The 21,384-nt window shown below is 38.9% G+C and carries 24 protein-coding genes; 20 read left to right on the forward strand and 4 right to left on the reverse strand.

Going from position 1 to position 21,384, the window contains the following annotated elements; genetic code table 11:
• Nucleotides 1-82 precede the first annotated feature (82 nt).
• Nucleotides 83-739: a YrrS family protein gene (locus tag KVT27_RS13875; protein WP_036127264.1), complete on the forward strand. Its 657-nt coding sequence runs from the start codon at nt 83-85 to the stop codon at nt 737-739.
• Nucleotides 740-798: 59 nt separating this feature from the next.
• Complete coding sequence (mtnN, locus tag KVT27_RS13880; RefSeq protein WP_036127262.1) at nt 799-1,491, forward strand: 5'-methylthioadenosine/S-adenosylhomocysteine nucleosidase; 693 nt, start codon at nt 799-801, stop codon at nt 1,489-1,491.
• Between the two features lie 326 nt (nt 1,492-1,817).
• On the opposite strand, the gene sigK is transcribed toward mtnN, so the two are convergent.
• Nucleotides 1,818-2,525, reverse strand: coding sequence for an RNA polymerase sporulation sigma factor SigK (gene sigK / locus KVT27_RS13890; protein ID WP_008180932.1), 708 nt, complete (start codon nt 2,523-2,525; stop codon nt 1,818-1,820).
• 86 nt (nt 2,526-2,611) lie between these two features.
• Nucleotides 2,612-3,112 (reverse strand): CDP-diacylglycerol--serine O-phosphatidyltransferase, encoded by a 501-nt coding sequence (gene pssA / locus KVT27_RS13895; RefSeq protein ID WP_008180930.1) that lies wholly within the window; start codon nt 3,110-3,112, stop codon nt 2,612-2,614.
• Nucleotides 3,113-3,248: 136 nt separating this feature from the next.
• Here pssA and KVT27_RS13900 point away from each other — a divergent pair, with 136 nt between their 5' ends.
• From KVT27_RS13900 to KVT27_RS13960, 13 genes are all read left to right on the forward strand, one after another.
• On the forward strand, nt 3,249-4,031 hold the full coding sequence (locus KVT27_RS13900) for a phosphatidylserine decarboxylase (protein ID WP_036127257.1): 783 nt from the start codon (nt 3,249-3,251) through the stop codon (nt 4,029-4,031).
• 36 nt (nt 4,032-4,067) lie between these two features.
• Nucleotides 4,068-4,589 carry a YqeG family HAD IIIA-type phosphatase gene (locus KVT27_RS13905; RefSeq protein WP_036127255.1) on the forward strand — a complete coding sequence of 174 codons (522 nt, stop codon included), beginning with the start codon at nt 4,068-4,070 and terminating at the stop codon, nt 4,587-4,589.
• Entirely contained in the window at nt 4,586-5,689 is a 1,104-nt protein-coding gene (yqeH, locus tag KVT27_RS13910) for a ribosome biogenesis GTPase YqeH (RefSeq protein WP_036149193.1), read from the forward strand. Before KVT27_RS13905 ends, yqeH begins: the two co-directional genes overlap by 4 nt.
• Nucleotides 5,690-5,725: 36 nt before the next feature.
• A complete protein-coding gene (gene aroE / locus KVT27_RS13915; RefSeq protein ID WP_217581476.1) occupies nt 5,726-6,556 on the forward strand; it encodes a shikimate dehydrogenase in 831 nt (276 codons plus the stop codon).
• 5 nt (nt 6,557-6,561) lie between these two features.
• Nucleotides 6,562-6,864, forward strand: coding sequence for a ribosome assembly RNA-binding protein YhbY (gene yhbY / locus KVT27_RS13920; RefSeq protein ID WP_008180921.1), 303 nt, complete (start codon nt 6,562-6,564; stop codon nt 6,862-6,864).
• Nucleotides 6,865-6,873: 9 nt separating this feature from the next.
• Nucleotides 6,874-7,464: a nicotinate-nucleotide adenylyltransferase gene (locus KVT27_RS13925; protein WP_036127251.1), complete on the forward strand. Its 591-nt coding sequence runs from the start codon at nt 6,874-6,876 to the stop codon at nt 7,462-7,464.
• Nucleotides 7,433-8,005: a bis(5'-nucleosyl)-tetraphosphatase (symmetrical) YqeK gene (gene yqeK, locus KVT27_RS13930; RefSeq protein WP_217581477.1), complete on the forward strand. Its 573-nt coding sequence runs from the start codon at nt 7,433-7,435 to the stop codon at nt 8,003-8,005. The genes KVT27_RS13925 and yqeK overlap by 32 nt, the downstream gene beginning before the upstream one ends.
• Complete coding sequence (gene rsfS / locus KVT27_RS13935) at nt 8,002-8,346, forward strand: ribosome silencing factor (RefSeq protein WP_008180916.1); 345 nt, start codon at nt 8,002-8,004, stop codon at nt 8,344-8,346. The genes yqeK and rsfS overlap by 4 nt, the downstream gene beginning before the upstream one ends.
• The gene (locus KVT27_RS13940) at nt 8,347-9,087 is read left to right on the forward strand and encodes a class I SAM-dependent DNA methyltransferase (protein WP_217581478.1); all 741 of its coding nucleotides are present in this window, start codon (nt 8,347-8,349) and stop codon (nt 9,085-9,087) included.
• Between the two features lie 96 nt (nt 9,088-9,183).
• Complete coding sequence (locus tag KVT27_RS13945) at nt 9,184-9,324, forward strand: hypothetical protein (RefSeq protein WP_191967668.1); 141 nt, start codon at nt 9,184-9,186, stop codon at nt 9,322-9,324.
• Nucleotides 9,325-9,423: 99 nt separating this feature from the next.
• The gene (locus tag KVT27_RS13950; protein WP_036127248.1) at nt 9,424-10,059 is read left to right on the forward strand and encodes a helix-hairpin-helix domain-containing protein; all 636 of its coding nucleotides are present in this window, start codon (nt 9,424-9,426) and stop codon (nt 10,057-10,059) included.
• A 108-nt stretch (nt 10,060-10,167) separates the two neighbouring features.
• The gene (locus KVT27_RS13955) at nt 10,168-10,737 is read left to right on the forward strand and encodes a ComE operon protein 2 (protein ID WP_208705590.1); all 570 of its coding nucleotides are present in this window, start codon (nt 10,168-10,170) and stop codon (nt 10,735-10,737) included.
• Nucleotides 10,738-10,772: 35 nt separating this feature from the next.
• Nucleotides 10,773-13,028, forward strand: coding sequence for a DNA internalization-related competence protein ComEC/Rec2 (locus KVT27_RS13960; RefSeq protein ID WP_309140234.1), 2,256 nt, complete (start codon nt 10,773-10,775; stop codon nt 13,026-13,028).
• Nucleotides 13,029-13,060: 32 nt separating this feature from the next.
• On the opposite strand, the gene KVT27_RS13965 is transcribed toward KVT27_RS13960, so the two are convergent.
• Nucleotides 13,061-13,198, reverse strand: a complete 138-nt coding sequence (locus KVT27_RS13965; protein WP_004226902.1) for a YqzM family protein — start codon at nt 13,196-13,198, stop codon at nt 13,061-13,063.
• Nucleotides 13,199-13,473: 275 nt separating this feature from the next.
• Between KVT27_RS13965 and holA the strand changes: the two genes are divergently transcribed.
• Nucleotides 13,474-14,484 carry a DNA polymerase III subunit delta gene (gene holA / locus KVT27_RS13970; protein WP_036149188.1) on the forward strand — a complete coding sequence of 337 codons (1,011 nt, stop codon included), beginning with the start codon at nt 13,474-13,476 and terminating at the stop codon, nt 14,482-14,484.
• 94 nt (nt 14,485-14,578) lie between these two features.
• On the opposite strand, the gene rpsT is transcribed toward holA, so the two are convergent.
• A complete protein-coding gene (gene rpsT / locus KVT27_RS13975; protein WP_008180898.1) occupies nt 14,579-14,827 on the reverse strand; it encodes a 30S ribosomal protein S20 in 249 nt (82 codons plus the stop codon).
• Between the two features lie 163 nt (nt 14,828-14,990).
• Between rpsT and gpr the strand changes: the two genes are divergently transcribed.
• From gpr to lepA, 4 genes are all read left to right on the forward strand, one after another.
• Nucleotides 14,991-16,007, forward strand: coding sequence for a GPR endopeptidase (gene gpr, locus KVT27_RS13980; protein ID WP_008180896.1), 1,017 nt, complete (start codon nt 14,991-14,993; stop codon nt 16,005-16,007).
• 85 nt (nt 16,008-16,092) lie between these two features.
• Nucleotides 16,093-16,935, forward strand: coding sequence for a stage II sporulation protein P (gene spoIIP, locus KVT27_RS13985; protein WP_225316126.1), 843 nt, complete (start codon nt 16,093-16,095; stop codon nt 16,933-16,935).
• A gap of 414 nt (nt 16,936-17,349) precedes the next feature.
• On the forward strand, nt 17,350-19,236 hold the full coding sequence (locus tag KVT27_RS13990) for an acyltransferase family protein (protein WP_217581479.1): 1,887 nt from the start codon (nt 17,350-17,352) through the stop codon (nt 19,234-19,236).
• Nucleotides 19,237-19,492: 256 nt separating this feature from the next.
• Complete coding sequence (lepA, locus tag KVT27_RS13995) at nt 19,493-21,319, forward strand: translation elongation factor 4 (RefSeq protein ID WP_036127241.1); 1,827 nt, start codon at nt 19,493-19,495, stop codon at nt 21,317-21,319.
• Nucleotides 21,320-21,384 lie beyond the last annotated feature (65 nt).

The following is a 21,384-nucleotide window of genomic DNA, read 5'->3' on the forward strand; positions in this document are numbered from 1 at the left end:
CCACGAAATAAATTAATGAGTATAATTGTTTTGCAAGTGCTGTCGAACTTGATAGAATATTTGCTAGAGAGGGGGAGGAAATATGAGTGAACGACAAACTCGTAGTAGTCGTCATTTGCAGCCATCTCGTAATAAAAAGCTAGATAAACTATTGAATGTTTTAATTGGTGTAGTAGTTGTACTAATTATTATCACAGCAACTTATGTGTTTAAATGGCAAGATGATGCAGAACAAACAGTGAAAGATGAACCGGCTCAAGAGGAAAAAGATGACAACAAAGAAGTAGATAAAGAGCCTGTGAAAGAGGATGAAAAGGATCTGGCTGTAGAAGAAGATCAAGCTGAGGAAGAGCATGGATCACAACCTGAAGAAAATCAACAGGAACAAGGTGAGCCAGAAGAATCAACTTCAGATAATCCAAACGTAGAGAAAGTTATCACAAATAAAAATTGGCAGCCAACACCTACAACTCAAACGGGACAGCATGTATCATCCTACGATTCTTCATCCGTAGACTGGTCTGAAAAAGTAGCAACTGTTACAGGTGTAACCGGTATTAATCAAGATAATATGATTATTTGGCGTATGCAAAATAATGGTGGTCCTAATTCTTCAATTGCCACAGTTTCAACAAAAGATAAGACACAGATGTACCGTGTCAGTATGGAATGGGTGGATAATGAAGGATGGTTGCCTGTAAAGCTTGAACAGCTGAATACATTAGAAGGCGCCTATTGACGAAAATCACTCTTTTGATTATTTTTAATAGAGTTGATAAAGAAGGGAAGTAACATTACATGAAAATTGCAGTAATTGGGGCAATGGAACAGGAAGTTGAATTACTACGAGCATCTTTAAGCAATGCACAAAGTACAACGATAGCAGGTAGTGAATATACAACAGGAACATATGAAGGCAAGGAAGTTGTGTTATTAAAAAGTGGTATTGGTAAAGTCAATGCGGCTATGTCCACAACCATTCTTTTGCATGAGTTTAAGCCCGATGTTGTGATTAATACAGGCTCTGCAGGTGGTTACGACGAAGCCCTTGAGGTGGGAGCTGTAGTCATTTCGGATGAAGTCCGTCACCATGATGTGGATGTCACAATTTTTGGTTATGAAATTGGACAAATGGCTGGTATGCCAGCAGCTTATAAATCAGATGAACGATTAATGAAAGTAGCAGAGGAAGCTGTTAAGGCAGTTGGAGAGCATCAATACGGTATTGGTCTAATTTGCTCTGGGGATGCATTTATGAATGATCCTGTGCGTGTAGAAGCAGTTCGTCATCATTTCCCTCAAATGAAAGCGGTGGAAATGGAAGCGGCTGCGGTTGCGCAAGTTTGTTATCAATTTGCTACACCTTTTGTAGTAATTCGTGCTTTATCAGATATTGCAGGTAAAGAGTCAAACATTAGCTTTGATGAGTTTTTACCAGTTGCTGCAAAACACTCGACACAAGTTGTCTTACAAGCAATCGCCTCACTATAATACACAAAACGGTCAAAATGTGTTGTTTCTAATGTGAGAAAAATCACAGTGATTGAATAGTATAAATGCTACACTAGCTGTAATAAATCTCTTCATATTAGAATGGGAGGCATTCATGATGCTATTATTAACAGTAGGTGTAGTGATTATCACTACTTTAATAGGTACATTGATTACGGCAGAATTATCAGAATCGCACATTCATGAAATGTAAAAGTTCCTTTGCGACATAACAATGTCGCAAAGGGCTTTTTTTTATGCCATAAAATCGGCACATTCTCCGCCAAAGATACATTGAATTTTCTTAGTGAACATTTTACAATATATTACTCAATTGACTTTTGGTCTCGTTTGTATAATTGATAGAGTTTAATGAGTGCCCGTTTTTCAATCCGAGATACATAACTTCGAGAAATATTTAAGCGAGCTGCAATCTCCTTTTGCGTGAGGGCATCTTGTTGATTTAATCCATAGCGAAGTGTCACAATTTCTAGTTCTCGTTCATCAAGCATATGCAAGTAATGATATAGCTGTGCCACATGCTCTTTATGTTCGATTTTCTCGGTTGCACTTTCTTCATCACATTGGAGTAAGTCTCGAATTTGAAGCGCATTACCATCTTTATCTGTTCCGATTGGCTCAAATAAAGAGACATCCTTCTGCACTTTTTTCTGTGTGCGTAGATGCATCAAAATTTCATTTTCAATACATCGAGCTGCATATGTGGCAAGTCTTGTTTTTTTGTCCGGGGTATAGCTTTCTACTGCTTTCATTAGCCCGATCGTCCCGATGGAAATATAATCATCTAGTTGTTCATGTTTTGGATGGAATTTTTTTACGACGTGCGCGACGAGCCTCATATTGCGTTCTATTAGGTCCAGGCGTGCTTGCTCGTCGCCACCTAAAAATCGTTCAATACAAGCAGCTTCCTCTTCTTTTGAAAAGGGTTTATGGAATGTTTGCCCCTTTAAATAGCCAAGTAACGCTGGGATCTCAAGCCATAACTGCAACATTGATGTAAAAATTCCGCTCATTGAATGATTTCATCCTTTCCCCATTTTTCGACAGTATATGTTTCAAAGCTGTGGGAAATGAAAAAAGTGCAACAGCAATTGTGCTGTTACACTTTTTTTAACGTAAATGTACTAATCATGAGGAAAGCTAAAATTGGAAAAAGGAAAAGATAAAAGGCCGGATGGAACGTAGTCGCTACAAAATACGTTAAAGTTAAGAACGTACCAGCAGCTGTAATAGGTAAACCTGTGAAATAGCCATTTGCTTCACTAATATTAAAGCGGGCTAATCGCATCGCACCACAAACGATAAACAGGACGGCCATCATCATGCCGACAAAACCAAAATCAACTAGAACAACTTCGTACATTAATAATGCAGGCGCCACGCCAAATGATATAATATCACTCATAGAATCTAATTGTTTACCTAACTCAGACACTTGTCCGAGTGCTCTAGCTACCTTACCATCATAGCGATCAAGTAGAGCTGCAATAAAGATAAACAAGACACTATAGCTATAGTATTCATGTAAAGTGGCCATTATAGCCGCGCCTCCAAAGGACATATTACTAATTGTAATGAAGTTAGCTGCGTGCGATTTCATTTTCTTAACCGTGGTATCCACCAACTTGTGATAAAAAAACAAGGGGGATCACTCCTTTGCACTTAAGATATTGTACCATTATACTTCGAATGCGAAAAAATTGACAGTCTAAATTAATGGATAGGGGTTTTTACTAATGAAAGAAAAACTATATCAACGCTTGATAGAACTAACGAATGGTAAGCAATCCTCCAACCTTTTGCAAGCTATTGCGAAAGCTAAGTGGAGTAAACGTATAATTCCAAGCTACATGAAGTTATACGATATAAACCTTGAAGAAGTTTCAAAAAAACAACAACAATTTGCAAGTTTACATGAATTTTTTACAAGAGAGCTTTTAGAAGAAGCACGACCGATTGAAAAAAATCCGATGGTGTATGTAAGTCCTGTAGATGCAAAGGTAGAATCCTTTGGAAGGATTGAATGGGATATGACTTTCCTTGTAAAGGGTAAGCCATATGCACTTGAGGATTTACTTGGTCATTCGGAGCGAGCAGCCAACTATGTAGACGGCCATTTTATTGTCTTTTATTTAAGTCCTGCTGATTATCACCGTATTCACAGCCCGATTGATGGGGAAGTACTAAGACAGTATACGCTTGGTCAGAAATCTTATCCTGTGAATCAAGTAGGTCTTACATACGGTAAAAAGCCAATTTCCCATAATTACCGTTTAGTGACAGAGTTGAAAACTGCACATAATCAACAAGTAGCGTTTATAAAAGTGGGTGCGACCTTCGTGAATTCCATTGTGCTCACGAATAGAACAATTCACTGGTATAAAGGGCAGGAAGTCGGTTATTTCTCATTTGGTTCAACAGTTGTGATGCTGTTCGAAAAGGATTCGATTGAGTTTACGGAAAATGTTGTTCAGGGCAACCCAATTCGAATGGGTGAAGCCTTTGCAAATATGCTATAATGGTCGAATAATACGTTAAGATTAGGGGTCGCTATTTTGTATAATTTTTTATTACCAAACGAATTTGTGACGAATATTTTCGAAATTACACCTGAAAAACTACAAGAATTAGGTATTAGAGGGATCATTACAGATTTAGATAATACCCTTGTGGAATGGGATCGTGAGGATGCAACAGAGGAACTGATTATCTGGCTGCGCATCATGAAGGAATCCGGTATTCGTGTTATTATTGCGTCTAATAACAATGAGGCACGTGTTAAACGCTTCGCAGAGCCTTTAGGTATTCCATATATTCATAAGGCAAAAAAGCCATTGCGAAATGCTTTTTATAATGCCCTTATTCAATTAGGCTTGCGTCCTAATGAAGTAGTCATGGTAGGCGATCAGCTTCTTACAGATGTAATGGGTGCGAATCGCTTAGGCTTGCATACAGTGCTAGTAAAACCTGTTGCACAGTCTGATGGCCTTGTAACAAAACTGAATCGATTCATTGAACGTCGAGTGTTTAATGATTTGAAACGAAAAGGAATTATAACTTGGGAGGAACAAGAATGATTGAAATGCCAAATTGTATTGGCTGTGGTACAACAATTCAAACAGAAGATAAAACAGCAGTTGGGTATGCACCCCCATCATCATTAGAAAAGGATGCGGTCATTTGCCAACGTTGCTTCCGTTTGAAAAATTACAATGAAATTCAACCAGTGTCATTAACTGATGACGACTTTTTACGCATTTTAAATGGCCTTGGTACACAGCAAGGCTTAATCGTAAAAATTGTTGATATTTTTGATTTTAATGGGAGCTGGCTACCTGGCCTACACCGTTTTGTAGGGAAGAATCCTGTGCTTTTGATTGCGAATAAAGCTGATTTATTACCGAAATCGGTTAAACCGAAAAAAGTTATCAATTGGTTAAAACGCGAAGCAAAAGCGTTAGGACTTCAGCCTGTTGATGTGCTGTTAGTAAGTGCCCATAAAGGTAAGGGAATGGCCGAAGCCATGGAAGCCATTGATGAATATCGACAAGGGCAAAATGTTTATGTTGTGGGCTGTACCAATGTAGGAAAATCCACATTCATTAACCGCATTATTAAGCAGGCAACAGGAGAAGGTGAGGTTATTACTACATCCCATTTCCCAGGTACTACATTAGATATGATTGAAATTCCATTGGATGATGGAAGTGCATTATATGATACGCCTGGTATTATTAATCACCATCAAATGGCCCATCATATTGATTCAAGTGAATTAAAATACATTATGCCCAAAAAAGAAATCAAGCCGAAAGTCTACCAACAAAATGCGGGACAAACCTTATTTATTGGGGCATTGGCGAGATTTGATTTTATTCAAGGAGACCGTTCTGCCTTTACCATCCATGTGGCAAATGATTTACCGATTCACCGAACAAAGCTTGAGAAGGCAGAAATGCTGTACGCAGAACATAAGGGAGAACTTTTGGCACCACCGACTGCAGAGTTTATTGACCAACTTCCACCTTTAGTTCGCCATGAGTTTTCCATCAAAGAAGCGAAAACAGATGTTGTATTTTCTGGGCTAGGTTGGATTACTGTACAGCATGCCAATGTCGTAGTAGCAGCATACGCGCCTAAAGGTGTACAAGTTTCAATACGTCCATCACTTATATAGAAGATGAAGGATGCAGGAGAGAAGAGGGACTAGGAAATGAAGAAGTGGTTTGCAGTTATTGGTGATCCGATCGAACATTCAAAATCACCAGCCATGCACAATGCTTGGTTTGAGGAAATGTCCATAGATGCGACATATATTCCAATACACGTATCTTCTGAGCAATTAGAGTCAGCAGTTGCTGGCTTGAAAACTTTAGGGACAAGTGGCTGGAATGTAACAATTCCTCATAAAACAGCAATCATTCCCTATTTAGATGAGCTAGATGATTTGGCGCAAAAAATGGGTGCAGTGAATACAGTTGTACGAACAACAGACGGAAAGCTGAAAGGCTTTAATACAGATGGTGTCGGCTTTGTGCGTTCACTAGAAGAAGCAGTAGGTTCATCTCATAAAGACAAGCCTGTATTACTTGTTGGTGCAGGTGGCGCTGCTCGAGGTATAGCATTTGCTATGCAGCAGCAAGGCTATAATGATTTGACCATTACCAATCGTACAGTAGCCAATGCCCAAGCTATTGTGGATGAAATGGGTATTGGCCGTGCCATTTCATTAAAGGAAGCGCAAGAGACATTGGCTGATTTCAGCATCATTGTGCAAATGACTTCGGCAGGTCTTGCTACGGGCAATTTTTCAATGCCATTTTCCTTAAATCGTCTTGAGAAAGGAGCAATTGTTGCGGATATTGTGTATAATCCATTAATGACGCCTTTTTTACAAGCGGCTGAGGAAAAAGGGGCAACAATTGTGACAGGTTTAGGGATGTTTGTGCATCAAGGAGCCATCTCTTTTGAGCACTGGTTGGGCAACTATCCAAATACAAATTCAATGATTGCGCAGCTAAAGGCGCAATTAGGAGGAAACTAATTTTTATGTTAACAGGTAAACAAAAACGTTTTTTACGTGCAGAAGCACACCATTTATCACCAATTTTCCAAGTGGGAAAAGGTGGCGTAAATGATGAAATGACTAAGCAAATTCGTGAGGCATTAGAAGTACGTGAGCTAATTAAAGTGCGTATTTTAGATAATTGTGAAGAGGATAAACATGAAGTGGCAGAAGCACTTGCAAAAGGTGCACATGCAGAGCTTGTCCAATTAATCGGCCTTACAGTTGTTTTATATAAAGAATCACGCAATCAAAAAAAGATTGTATTACCAAAAGCAACGAAATAAGGTGAGACGATGAAAAGGGTCGGTTTACTAGGAGGTACGTTTAATCCTCCACATATGGGGCATTTATTAATGGCAAATGAAGTATTTCATGCGTTGCAACTCGATGAAATACGCTTTATGCCGAATGCCATACCGCCACATAAGCATGCACGGTATGATGCCAGTAATGTGGAACGACTTGAAATGGTGGAGCGTGCAATTCGCCCATTTCCTAATTTTTCGGTAGAGTCGTATGAGGTAGACAAGGGTGGCGTATCCTATTCCTATGAGACACTTTCGGCATTATGTAGAAAGGAACCTTCTGTAAAATTCTACTTTATTATCGGTGGCGATATGATTGATTCGCTACATACATGGCATTGTATAGATGACTTAGTAGAGCTTGTCCAATTTGTTGGTGTCAAGCGTCCAGGAACAGCTGCTATCACAGAGTACCCTATATGCATGGTGGAGGTGCCTCAAATCGATTTATCGTCCACGCTGATTCGTGAACGTCTGGCAACTGGAGGAACGGTGACACTTTTACTACCAGAAGCGGTAGAGTCGTTCATACGAGAGGAAGGTCTTTATGGAACGCGAACAGTATTTAGCGGCGATTAAGCCCAAAATGCCGGAAAAACGTTACATTCATACAATCGGTGTTATGGAAACGGCCATCGATCTTGCACGAAAGTACGGCGAGGATGAGAAAAAGGCTGAGACAGCTGCAATCCTTCATGATATTGCTAAATATGCAGAAATAGAGTGGATGGAGCAAATCGTCCGAACGGAAAAGTTAGATGAACGTCTCATTGGCTGGGGCAGTGAACTACTTCATGGCCCAGTTGGTGCATATATTGCAGAAAGTGAATTCGGCATCAAAGATGATGAGCTGTTGAATGCTATTCGTTTCCATACGACAGGACGACCTAATATGAGTCGTTTAGAAAAAATTATTTTTGTCGCAGATATGATTGAACCAAATCGCCAATTTGATGGTGTGGATCGTCTGCGTAAAAAGGCGCAAAAAAATTTGGATAAGGCCATGAGTGCATGTGTCCGTCATACATTGGCATTTTTAATCGACACAAGGCAGCCTATTTATCCGTTATCAATAGAATGTTATAACGATATGATGAACAGAGAGGATAGTGAAGGATGACTTCAACTTTATTACAAGCAGCTTACAAAGCGATCGACGACAAACATGGTGAGGATATTGTCGTTTTAAATATGCAAGGAATTTCTCTTTTAGCAGATTACTTTATCATTGCCCATGGTAACTCTGATCGTCAGGTGCAAGCAATTGCACGCGAATTACAGGATGTAGCCGAAAAAGATGGCTATGAAATTCGCCGTGTCGAAGGTTTTGATGGAGCTCGTTGGGTTCTAGTAGACCTAGGAGATGTAGTAGCACACGTATTCCATAAAGATGAGCGTGCTTATTATAATTTAGAGCGTCTATGGGGCGATGCACCACAATTAGACATGCCAGAGGCCTAAGTGAGTAGTTACGAACGCTTCGCCCATGTCTATGATGAGCTACAAGCAGATATTCCTTACAATCTTTATGTAGATTGGGTTGTACAGCATGCACCTAGCGGCCAATACAAAAAGCTATTGGATATTGGTTGTGGAACTGGTGTGCTTAGCTTGTTATTTGCACAGGCTGGCTACAAAGTCAGCGGCGTTGATTTATCAGAAGAAATGCTTTCCATTGCGACTGAACGTTTTACTAATACAGGATACGAGGCTCCGTTTTATTGTATGTCCATGGATGAGCTCGATGGCTTTGAGGAAGTAGATGTGGTCACAATTGCCATTGATTCTCTGAATTATGTTATAGAGGAGCAAGCAGTCTATACGACGTTAGAACGGATCTATCAGGCATTACGAGATGGGGGCCAGCTATTTTTTGATGTCCATTCACTATTTAAAATGACTGAAATCTTTTTAGATGGTCCATTTACGTATGACGATGGAGACATTAGTTATGTATGGCATACTGAGCCTGGAGACTTTGAGCATTCGATTATTCATCAAATGACCTTTTATGTGCGTGATGCTACAAGTGATTTATATGAACGCTTTGATGAGGAACATATTCAACGCACGTTTCCTATCGAACAATATATGACTTGGCTTCGCGACATCGGCTTTAGTGATGTGGAAGTAACATCAGATTTTACAGACGAAACACCCGAATATGAAAGCGAACGCATTTTCATCCGTGCGGTAAAATAAATATGGAAAAGTACCACACTGCCGATTGGTAGTGTGGATTTTTTTTATAGAGCTGGTGGAGAGAGCATCGAGGGTGATGGATAAAGAGGAGTCAGAATGACGGATAGAACAGCAAGAGTGACGGATAAAGCGAGAGTGATTCATAAACCGAAAGCGATGGATAATGGAGTCAGAGTGACGGATAGGGCAGCAAAAGTGACGGATAGAACAAAAATAACCAATCGAGCGATCAAATGAGAGTTTTTCGTCCCTGCTTTCAGGTTTGCATTCCAGGTTTGTTAGTGTATGATGAGGGTACCTCCATATGATGACCTTTTGCATTGAAAGGATGGTACTATGTTGCAATCTTTATGGCAAAAGTACAAAAAAGGTATGCTAATCCCTGGCGTACTAGTAATCAGTGGACTGTTTTTTTACTTCTATTTTTCGAGTTCTGACTCTTCACTTCCCCAAGAAGAGCTCATCGAAACCATCCAACCTATTGAAGAAATAAATCAAGTGACATCTACTGTGGAGGAGGCGGTCCAGCAGCAGATATTTGTTGATATAAAGGGTGCTGTTATGTATCCCGGCGTTTATGAGCTTCAGCCAGATAATCGTATTATCGATGCCATTCAGCTTGCAGGTGGTTATATTGAGAATGCGGATACGCAACTTGTTAATCATGCGCAAAAAGTTCAGGACGAAATGGTCATTTATATTCCCATCAAGGGTGAGCATCTTGAAGATGCATCTACAAATCTACTCTTTTCACCTATAGAGAGCGAGAATAAGGATCAAAAAATTAATATCAATATCGCTGATACGGAGACTCTTGCCACATTACCAGGAATTGGCCCCTCAAAAGCTCAAAGTATTCTTAGTTATCGGGAGCAGAACGGACGCTTTCAAACTATTGATGACTTAAGGAATGTTAGTGGTATTGGTGAGAAAACATTTGAGAAATTAAAGGATTCTATTACAGTTAAGTAAAGCTAATAGCATATGACATATTGACGCCCCTTTTCCAAAAGGGCTACACTATAGTAGAAAAGCAACGAGATCGAAAAACTTGTAAGGCAAAATTTTGGAGGTAGTCATATGGAGCGAATTACTTGGGATCAATTTTTTATGGCACAAAGCCATTTACTCGCATTGCGTAGTACATGTACAAGACTAGCGGTAGGAGCGACTGTTGTCCGCGATAAAAGGATTATAGCAGGGGGATATAATGGGTCCATTACGGGTGATGAACATTGTATCGAAAATGGCTGCTATGTGGTGGACAACCATTGTGTGCGTACGGTGCATGCTGAAATGAATGCGTTGCTACAGTGTGCTAAATACGGCACACCAACAAAAGGTGCAGATTTATATGTGACTCATTTCCCATGTCTCCCTTGTACAAAATCTATTATTCAAGCAGGCATTGAGCGTGTTTGTTATGCAACTGATTATAAAAATAATCCATATGCTCAAGAATTATTTGAAAAAGCAGGTGTGACAGTCGTCCATGTACCATTTGATGAACGGAAAATCGATTTTTTACGAGATGAAAAACTAGCCTTGTATACAGAGATGCTTCATGAGCTTCGCGAGAACGGATTGCCAGCAGAAAAATTGCTTCCCTATGAACAGAAGGTGAGTGCACTATTTGGTATAAAGCTTTAAGGCATAAATGGATTTATATAGCTCTCGCTGTACTTGTGGCATCCTTAGCGGCTCACAAGTCGGCATGGCTACTCGTATTAGTACTTCTTTTAGCCCTGTGGCTCATCTTAAAGGGTGAGTCACGTTTCTTAGCGATGATTGTGTTAATAGGTGGATTAATATCGCATATTTTTTTTGTGACAATTCAATTAACAGCACCTTCCCCACTGCCATCCTCTTTCCCTTTAACTTGGTCAAACGACTATAAAATAAGCGGCCAAAAGCTCCGTGGATTTGCTACAACTACAAATGGTCAAAAGTTATATGTAGTATATACATTTTCCTCAGAACAAGAAAAAGTTAATTATGAACATACATCTATAGCAGGAATGACGTATCTTGCGAAAGGTGAGCTTGTGACTCCTTCGCCATCAGCCCATGATTACGCCTTCTCCATGTCAACTTATTTAACGAGTAAGGGGGCAACTGGTATCGTTGAAGTCACTAGTTGGACCTTTATGGAGAAGCGCAGTTCCCCCACCATATTTCTCGCTAAACTGAGACAACAGATGAAAAGGCATATAGAAATGACATTTCCCCAAACACTAGTAGCGGAGGCTCAAGCCCTACTCATTGGAGAACAGGATCAAATGGATGATGAGCTACAACGAGCCTATCAAAAGCTAGGAATCACTCATTTATTTGCTATCTCTGGTTTACATGTAGCACTGATGTCATGGTTATTTTTTGAAGGCTTACTACGCATACGTATTCGCAAAGAGATGGCGACAGTGGCCTTGTTCATTTTACTACCGATCTACGGGGTCATTGCGGGGGGTGCTCCGTCTGTATGGCGTGCAGTTTCAGTCGTAGAATTAATGATGTTGCTCCGTTATTTGAAATGGACGCTGTCAATCGATGATGCACTTGCTATCAGCTTTATAGGGTTTGTTTTACTTGAACCGGGAGTAATCTTTCAAATTGGTTTCCAACTGTCCTATTTAGCAGCGGCTAGTCTAGTTTATTCTAGTTTTATTTTTATACAGACTAGCAATTGGATATCCCGTTCTTTTTTCGTCACATTCGTCTGTCAGCTACTCGTCTATCCATTATTACTTCATCATTTTTATGAACTTTCCATTTCCTCGTTTTTTGTCAATATTATCTTCGTTCCATTGTTTTCCTTCTTTATTTTACCTTTTAATATTGTAGCGCTAGTTCTTACGTATATTTCCTTACCATTAGCAAACCTTTTATTTGCAGGCTACGAGCCTCTGCGAAATGGGCTAACGAATGTCATTTTTTCAATACAAGCACTTCCTTTTCAATTATGGTCACCAGGTAAACCATCCATCTGGCTTTGCTGTTTAGCGATGCTAAGCGTTCTCGCGTGTTTCTATTTCTTAGAAACAAAACGTTTTGGGCATGCGATTGTTGTTTTAGTCATCCCAGCGATCTGGATTCATTTTTATCCAATGCTTTATAGTGACACAAAGATAACGTTTTTAAATGTAGGGCAGGGTGATTGCATTGTGATTGAATTGCCATTTAGGGAGGCTGTATATGTCATTGATGCTGGTGGCCTTTTACGCTTTGAACAAGAGCAATGGAAGAAGCCAAATAATGTTTACGAGGTGGGGAAACAAGTGGTAGTCCCATTTCTGAAAGGGAAGGGAATACGAACCATTGATATTTTTATTGTTTCGCATGCAGACGCTGATCATGTGGAAGGAGCCGAGGAAATTTTACAAGAGATTGGGATGAAAGAAATTCACGTTACACCTGGTTCGTTGGGACAGCCTATTATGAGGGATTTGTTAAGGGAAGCCCAAAAGCAAAACGTTCCTATAAAAGAAAAGATGAAGGGCACTTCATGGCAGAAAGGCGAGACTAGCTTTTCTTATTTATGGCCTCATGATACCTATTACGAAGGCAATGATGACTCCCTTGTTTTATACATGCGTCAGAAGGCGTTTACAGCGTTATTTACAGGTGATTTAGAGAAGTATGGCGAACAACAGCTAATGATGCATTATGGACCTCTAATAGCTAATATAACCCTTCTGAAGGCTGGTCATCATGGCAGTAAAACATCTAGTATCGAATCATTTGTAGAGCTCGTACAACCTCAATTCACCGTTTTCAGTGCTGGGCTTCAAAATCGTTATGGTCATCCACATGAAGAGGTAGTTGAGCGATTTGTCAATCGTAATTTAGCTACTTGGACAACGGGAGAGGATGGCACAATCGAAGTACGTATTCGGGGGAATCGTTTGACAGTCACAGCAAAAGAAAAAGACCTTGTCCAATGAGCAAGGTCTTTTTCCTTCGTATTTAAGTCTGATTACTGTGATACGAACTCTACTATTGTCGCGATAATAAACATTAGTGTGAAAACGCCAAATGATACACCGAAACCAACACCTGAATCGATTGCATCGTTACGTCGACATTGTATGTTTTTTCCTTCAAATGGATTCATTGTTATCCCTCCAATTCTGTTATTTATTATAAGACAACATGTACATAAAAGCTATATCGAAAAGGAGAATTCCCCGGCTGGCAAGGAATCGACACAATTCGGTCAAACTCACTACAGGACACCTAAGATAGCTTGGTGATTGCTCGACTGAAATGTAATCTTGGATTGGCTTACCAAATGAACGCCATATAAGTATGGCATCTATCAAGGTTGTAGCCTGCTCAATCCAGATAAAATCATGTATACTTATAGTATTGCTAGATGGAGGGAAAATTATGATTTCAACGGTTTGGAAAACAATAAAAAAAGGTGAGCTGGCACCAGTATATCTACTAGTTGGTGAAGAAAGCTATTTTATAGATGAAACCATTAAGCGTATAAAAGAAGCAATGGGACCAGAAGATGAGCTGGAAATAAGTACTTTTGATTTAGATGAAGTACCTGTTGATGCTGTTATGGATGAAGCGGATACCATTCCCTTTTTCTCTGCGCAAAAGCTCATTATTGCCAAAAATGCTTCGTTTTTAAAGGCAACAGAGAAAGGAAAAGAAAAGATTGACCATGATGTGAAACGACTGGAGACATGGTTGTCCAACCCTTCTGATTTTTCCGTAACCGTTTTTATTGCTCCATATGAAAAGTTAGATGAGCGTAAAAAAGTGACAAAAATGATGAAAGAGCATGCATTACTGGTCGAAGCAGAAACACCTAAAGAGCAGGATTTAGCTGTTTGGATTCAAAGTAATGTTAAGGCACAGGGCAATAGCATTACACAGGATGCGATTGAGCTTCTTGTGACGATGGTTGGGGCGAACATGCTTCAATTACAAATGGAAATAGACAAGCTTACCCTTTATCTTGGTGAAGGCGGAGAAATTACGGTATCGCTAGTGGAGGATTTAGTGGCAAAAACATTGGAGCAGGACGCCTTTAAAATGCTCAACGCCTATTTGGCTAATGATTCGGTCAGCGCTTTGTCGATTTATCATGATTTATTGCGACAAAAACAAGAGCCGATTATGCTTGTTGGACTACTAGCATCCAATGTTCGCACGATGTCGAATGTTTTTTATTTATTGAAAAAAGGGTACCATCCGCAGCAAATCGCCAAAAACCTAAAAATACATCCGTATCGTGTCAAATTAATGACGGAGCAACGTAATCGACCGTCAGAAGAAAGCTTACTGAGAGCATTATATCAACTAGCGGAGGTCGATTTACAGTTGAAATCAACAGGTGGTAATCGCGAACGTTATTTGGAGCTCTTTTTACTTCGTCAACTTTAATACAAAAGCTGTCCAATAGCGGACAGCTTTTATGTTTTCTATAAAAATTAAAAAGACCAGCTACTCTTAATAGAGTATCTGATCCTTTAAACAATTACGCTTTTTTAGCAAGGCGAGACTTTTTACGAGCCGCCGCGTTTTTGTGGATAAGTCCTTTTGAAGCTGCTTTATCTAATGATTTGAAAGCTGCTTGTAAAAGTTCTTGTTTGTTTTCAGCATTGTCAGCAACAGCGTTTTCAGCTTTTTTCACTGTAGTACGCATAGCAGATTTAGCTTGAGAATTAGCAATGTTAGCTTTTTCGTTAACTTTTACGCGTTTAATCGCAGATTTAATGTTTGGCATATATTTCACCTCCTAAATTAGGTACGAGATGATATCTTCTCATTGATTTCTTGTGTTAATACAACAAAAATCATTTTAACAAACGCTTGGCTAAATTGCAATAGATAAATGCAAAGAATATTTACTTGACAGTTTGAACAAACTACTGCTTGAGGTGATTTGTATGCAAAATTTTAACTGGTATCGGACAGATTTAATCGATGAATCTGAAGAGGTAGTTGTCCATCAAACGAAAGAGCAAAAAGAAAAGCTTAAACAATCGAGTGGCGTTCAAATTGAAGACCGAACAGCCGGACGAGTGAAAATTACGGATGTGCTAGTGGATGGTGAAGGTGAGAAGCAAATTGGCAAAAAAGAAGGCCAATATATTACCCTTTCTGTTCCTACACTGACATTAGAAGATCAGGACGGATTTGTACAGTTAGAGCAAGAATTGCTAGAGAATTTTAAAAAATTACATGAATCGCTCTCCTGGCAAGAAGACGATAAAATTTTAATTATTGGTTTGGGTAATCGCACTATTACACCTGATGCAATTGGTCCGTATCTGATAGATCATTTGCATAGTTTAGATGTGATTGATGATAAATTTGTTATGTATGCCCCAGGGGTCACTGGACAAACAGGCTATGAAACGGGAGAGTTTGTAGCCGCAATTGCTGAGCGATTAAAGCCAAAATTAGTCATTGTCGTTGATGCGCTTGCGACAAGAGCTAGTAATCGACTTTGCAAAACGATTCAATTAACGAATACAGGTATACATCCAGGGTCAGGTGTAGGGAATCAAAGGCAAGAAATCTCCTATGAAATGCTTGGCATTCCTGTAACAGCCATAGGTATACCGACAGTGGTAGATGCGCCTGTTTTAATTGCTGATGCGGTAGAAGTTATGCTGCGATCAATAGCGGCTCGCGTAGCTGAACGTAGTAATCCTTCATCGAAGCTATCATTATCCTCATGGCAGCCAAATATCGACAAGGAGCTAGATATGTCATTGGTTGAACCTATTTTCGGGGAATGGGCAACATGGACGAGAGAGGAACGTCAGCAATTGTTTGAGGAAACCTTTGCAGCCTCACATAGACAATTGATGGTAACGCCTAAAGAAGCGGATTATTGGATTGATCGCTACGCAAATTTAGTCGCTTCAATGCTGATGAACTGGGCCAGTGATTTATAAAAATTAGCTAATATTATGCATAAATCAGGAAAAATTTTTACGTTCTAAATAACACCCCCCCTCCATACGATATGGGGAGGAGGGTGTGACTTTGCTAAAAAAACTACAATGGTCTTTTGGTATATTATTGTTCTTTTTCGTATTACCTGTCATTGCTGGGCAACTTCCGTTCAACAAGCAAGCATCGACTCCGATTAAACAACCTGAAGATAAACAAGTCGTGTTTGCCGCTACTAATCTAGAAGAACAGAATGTACTTGAACAAACGAAAGAGCCCGAACCAGATTTAGATCCGTTTAAGGTGTTAGTATTATTTACGCATACGCATGAAGCATACGAACCGATGGTGAAAGCTGTGAGTGGTAAGGTAGCGACTTCTCATGAAACGGTCAACATTATGAGCTTGAAGGATAAGATTGTGAATCATTTTAATGTCAATGGTTTAAAGACGGATATTCTTGATGTAGATACTATGAAGGAATTACAAGCACAGGGGAAGGGCTATCATCAATCCTATGATGTAATAAGACCTTTTCTTAGTAAACATTTAGAAACCAATAATTATGATTTAATACTAGATTTACATCGTGATTCCTTAAAACATGATCTTACAACGATCTCATATAATGGGGAAAACTATGCGAAAATCGCTATCGTCGTTGGGGCAGAGCATGCTAATTACCGCTGGAACACAGCTTATGCAGAAAGTTTATCTTCCACATTGAATGCCATCGTTCCGAAAATATCAAAAGGTGTTATTTCCAAAAGTGGAGATGGTGTCGATGGGAGATATAATCAAGATTTAGCAAAGCAAATGATGATTATTGAAATCGGTGGGATTGGCAATACAGAAGAAGAGGTAAATCGAACGATTGCGGTAATCGGGAAAGCCATATCAAAGGCATTTGTTAATGATTCAAAAAAATAAACATAGTATTCAAAAAGTGAGTCTCCTAAAGGCTCGCTTTTTGATATTTTATTATAATAAAAATTTCCAGAAAAAAATCTAATTATTGGGCTTTCCATTGCTCAATTCTTGCCTTATAATTTTCAAGTTGGCTCACGATTTTATAATGAATGAAGGCATATGCTAACAGGGTGAAAGAGCTTTTGTAGTATCTACCATTTATGGTAATGCCTTTTTAGAAATACATATGTAGAGAATGAATTTTATAAGAGACTAGAAAAGTAATGATATTCAATATTTCTCTAAAACTTTTATCGTTTCTCAAACGTCAAACATATAAGTGAACAAACTAATCATTTGAGAGGGGATGGTTTTCAATCAAGGTTTCACATTACTTGACAATAGGTTTTATAGATTATTGAAGGAAGGAATAGTATGTCAGGCAAGTCATTAAATCATCGTTACATTCCTGGACTAGACGGGATTCGAGCATTAGCTGTATTAGCAGTTATTGCTTATCATTTTAACTTCAGTTGGGCTAGAGGTGGCTTTTTAGGAGTTGATATCTTTTTTGTACTATCAGGCTATTTAATCACCTCTACCATGTTACCTTTAAAGGGAAACCAATTAACAGTCAGTCTAAAGAAATTTTGGATTGGGCGATTTAGACGGTTACTACCGGCTGCCTACGTTATGATTATTACATCATTTGTTTGGGCAATGCTCTTTCATAAAGAGCTCCTTCATACATTACGTGGAGATGCACTGTCTTCTATTTTCTATTCAAGTAATTGGTGGTTCATCTTTCATAAACTTTCTTATTTTGATAGTTTCGGTTCTCCATCACCCTTAAAGAATTTATGGTCATTAGCCATTGAAGAACAATTTTATGTAATTTGGCCATTGCTTTTAATGATAGGACTGTATGTTGTAAAAAAACAAAGTAAACTAGCAAAGATTGTTTTCTTTGGAGCTATTTGCTCAGCCTTATTAATGGCGATACTTTACCAGCCAGGTGCTGATCCGAGTCGTGTATATTATGGAACGGACACACGCTGTTTTGAATTATTAATTGGCTGTTGGTTAGCGCTTATTTGGCCAATGAAAAGACTATCATCACAAAAATTATCAACAAGCCATATGAAGAAATTAAATGCTATTAGCTTTATTTCGTTTACTATTTTTCTTGTCAGCATTATGTATGTGGATGAATTTCAAACATTCCTTTATAGAGGAGGAATGTTCCTATTTTGCTTGAATGCAGCCGTATTAATTGCTTGTGTTTGTCATCCAGTTAGTATTTTAGGAAGAATACTTGCATGGAAACCACTATGTTGGATTGGCTCTCGATCCTACGGTATTTATCTTTGGCACTACCCCGTCATGGTATTAGGCACACCTATTCATGAAATTGGAAACCCCTCCTATTGGCGAATTGCGCTTCAGCTAGTACTCATCGTGACGATTGCAGAATGCTCCTATCGCTTTATTGAAATGCCGATTCGTAAAGAAGGGTTCTGGGCCTATTATCGGACATATTTCGTATTCAATAAAAAGAAATGGGGAAGCCTCACATTTTCAAGAAAAGTATCTACTGTCATGGTTCCACTTTTCCTACTTGTATTTTTCACAGGGATTACAGGGGTCGTGGGAGAAGGTCAGCAAAGTTCAAAGGATTCGTATCCAACTGCCATTAAAATTAATGGTGATGAACCTACTGCTAATCCAATAAAAGAACCGGACAAAACAAACGACAATCCTTCACCTAGTAAGGAGGAAGAAGTAACTGATGTTCCAAATATAGAAACACCAAAGCCAGAAGAAAACGAAACAAATGTTGTACCTGAGAAAGAGGATACTTATCAAAACATACTAGCAATTGGTGATTCTGTTATGATCGATATAGCAACGAGCTTACATAAGGTTTTTCCGAACATTACAATTGATGGGAAGATAGGTCGTCAAGTTTCACAAGCTGTCAAGCTAGCACCAAATTATGCGAGTTTTAATCAATCTAATAATGCGATAATTATCCAATTAGGGACAAATGGCTATTTTACGAATGACCAAATAGATACACTTCTAGCTGCATTTGCTAATGCAGATATTTATTTAGTAAATACACGTGTGCCTCGTTCATGGGAAGGGAAAGTGAATGCGTCTTTACACCAAAAGTCAGAGGAACATGAAAATATTACACTCATTGACTGGCATGCGGCAGCCCTTAATCATCCAGAATACTTCGCTCCAGATGGTGTTCATTTAGAGAAAAAGGGTGTTGAGGTTTTAACAAATCTTATTCAACAATCTATCAACAAATAAATGAATAAAAAAGTCAGTATATACAGCTTTTGTCTGTGTAGCTGACTTTTTTTATTTCGTAGAATAAAATAATTTTTCTATCCATACTGAGTGAGGAGTCCAATCCCACTGTATTTATATACTTAAAACTATGAAAATTAATAGCGGTAGCGAACATTGAAAGTATTGATATTATAGGCTTTCTAGTCTAGTTGCTGTTGTACTTTGAGTAGCGTTCATAGTATAATTCATTATAGTTTAATTAGGAGTGGAAAAGATGAACCGAGAAGCACGTTTAAAACGACAAGAGAATATACGAAATTTCTCTATTATTGCACATATTGACCACGGGAAATCAACGCTTGCTGACCGTATTTTAGAGCAAACAAAATCATTAACATCCCGTGAAATGAAAGCACAGCTCCTCGACTCAATGGATTTAGAGCGTGAGCGAGGCATTACGATTAAATTAAATGCAGTTCAATTAAAGTACGAAGCAAAAAACGGTGAAGTATACACATTTCATTTAATCGATACACCAGGACATGTCGATTTCACATATGAGGTTTCCCGTAGTTTAGCTGCTTGTGAGGGCGCCATTTTAGTAGTGGATGCTGCACAAGGTATTGAAGCGCAAACACTGGCAAATGTTTATTTAGCACTTGATAATGATCTTGAAATTTTACCTGTTATTAATAAAATTGATTTACCAGCAGCAGATCCTGAACGCGTACGTCAAGAAGTGGAGGATGTCATCGGGTTAGATGCATCTGAAGCAGTATTAGCTTCTGCTAAGGCGGGAATTGGGATTGAGGATATTTTAGAGCAAATCGTTGAAAAGGTACCAGCACCAACAGGTGATCCAGATGCACCTCTACAAGCCTTAATCTTTGACTCAATTTATGATGCCTATAAAGGCGTTATCATCTCCATTCGAGTTATCAACGGGACTGTAAAGCCTGGAGATAAAATCCGCATGATGGCAACAGGAGCGGAATTTGAAGTCATTGAAGTTGGGGTACATACACCAAAAGTTGTGCCACAATCTGAATTAACGGTTGGAGATGTAGGCTATTTAACAGCATCTATTAAAAATGTAGGGGACACACGCGTAGGGGATACAGTAACCTATGCAAACCGTCCTGCTACTGAGCCCCTAGCAGGGTACCGTCGCTTAAATCCAATGGTATACTGTGGTTTATACCCAATCGATACAGCTAAATACAATGATTTACGTGAAGCTTTAGAAAAATTAGAGTTAAATGACTCGGCTCTACAGTATGAGCCAGAGACATCTCAAGCACTTGGTTTTGGTTTCCGTTGTGGGTTCTTAGGATTACTACATATGGAGATTATTCAGGAGCGAATTGAGCGTGAATTTAATATTGACCTAATTACAACAGCGCCTTCGGTAATTTACGAAGTCCATATGACAGATGGCTCTTCCATCAAAGTAGATAATCCTTCCTTTATGCCAGATCCACAAAAAATTGATCGTGTAGAGGAACCATATGTAAAAGCTACAATTATGGTGCCAAATGATTATGTAGGAGCGGTCATGGAGCTATGTCAAATGAAGCGCGGTAATTTCATGACAATGGATTATATCGATACAACTCGTGTAAGTATTATTTATGAAATGCCACTATCAGAAATCGTGTATGATTTCTTTGATTATTTGAAATCAAATACAAAAGGCTATGCATCATTTGACTATGAATTAATCGGTTACCAGCAATCAAAATTAGTGAAAATGGATATTTTATTAAATGGTGAGCAAGTTGATGCACTAAGCTTTATCGTACACCGTGATTTTGCCTATGATCGTGGTAAAATTATCGTTGAAAAATTAAAAGAATTAATCCCACGTCAACAATTTGAAGTTCCAATTCAAGCAGCAGTTGGCCAAAAAATTGTGGCACGTTCAACAATTAAAGCGATCCGTAAAAACGTTTTAGCGAAATGTTACGGTGGGGATATCTCACGTAAACGCAAGCTTCTTGATAAACAAAAAGAAGGTAAAAAACGTATGAAACAAGTAGGTTCAGTCGAAGTCCCACAAGAGGCATTCATGGCTGTACTGAAGATGGATGATACAAAGTAATATTGGTCTAACAGCGTTGAATAAAACGAGTGCTTTTTCAAAGTTAGGTGGGTCTACCACTAGTA

It is taken from the genome of Lysinibacillus sp. GbtcB16 (assembly GCF_019091145.1).
Lineage (GTDB): Bacteria > Bacillota > Bacilli > Bacillales_A > Planococcaceae > Lysinibacillus > Lysinibacillus fusiformis.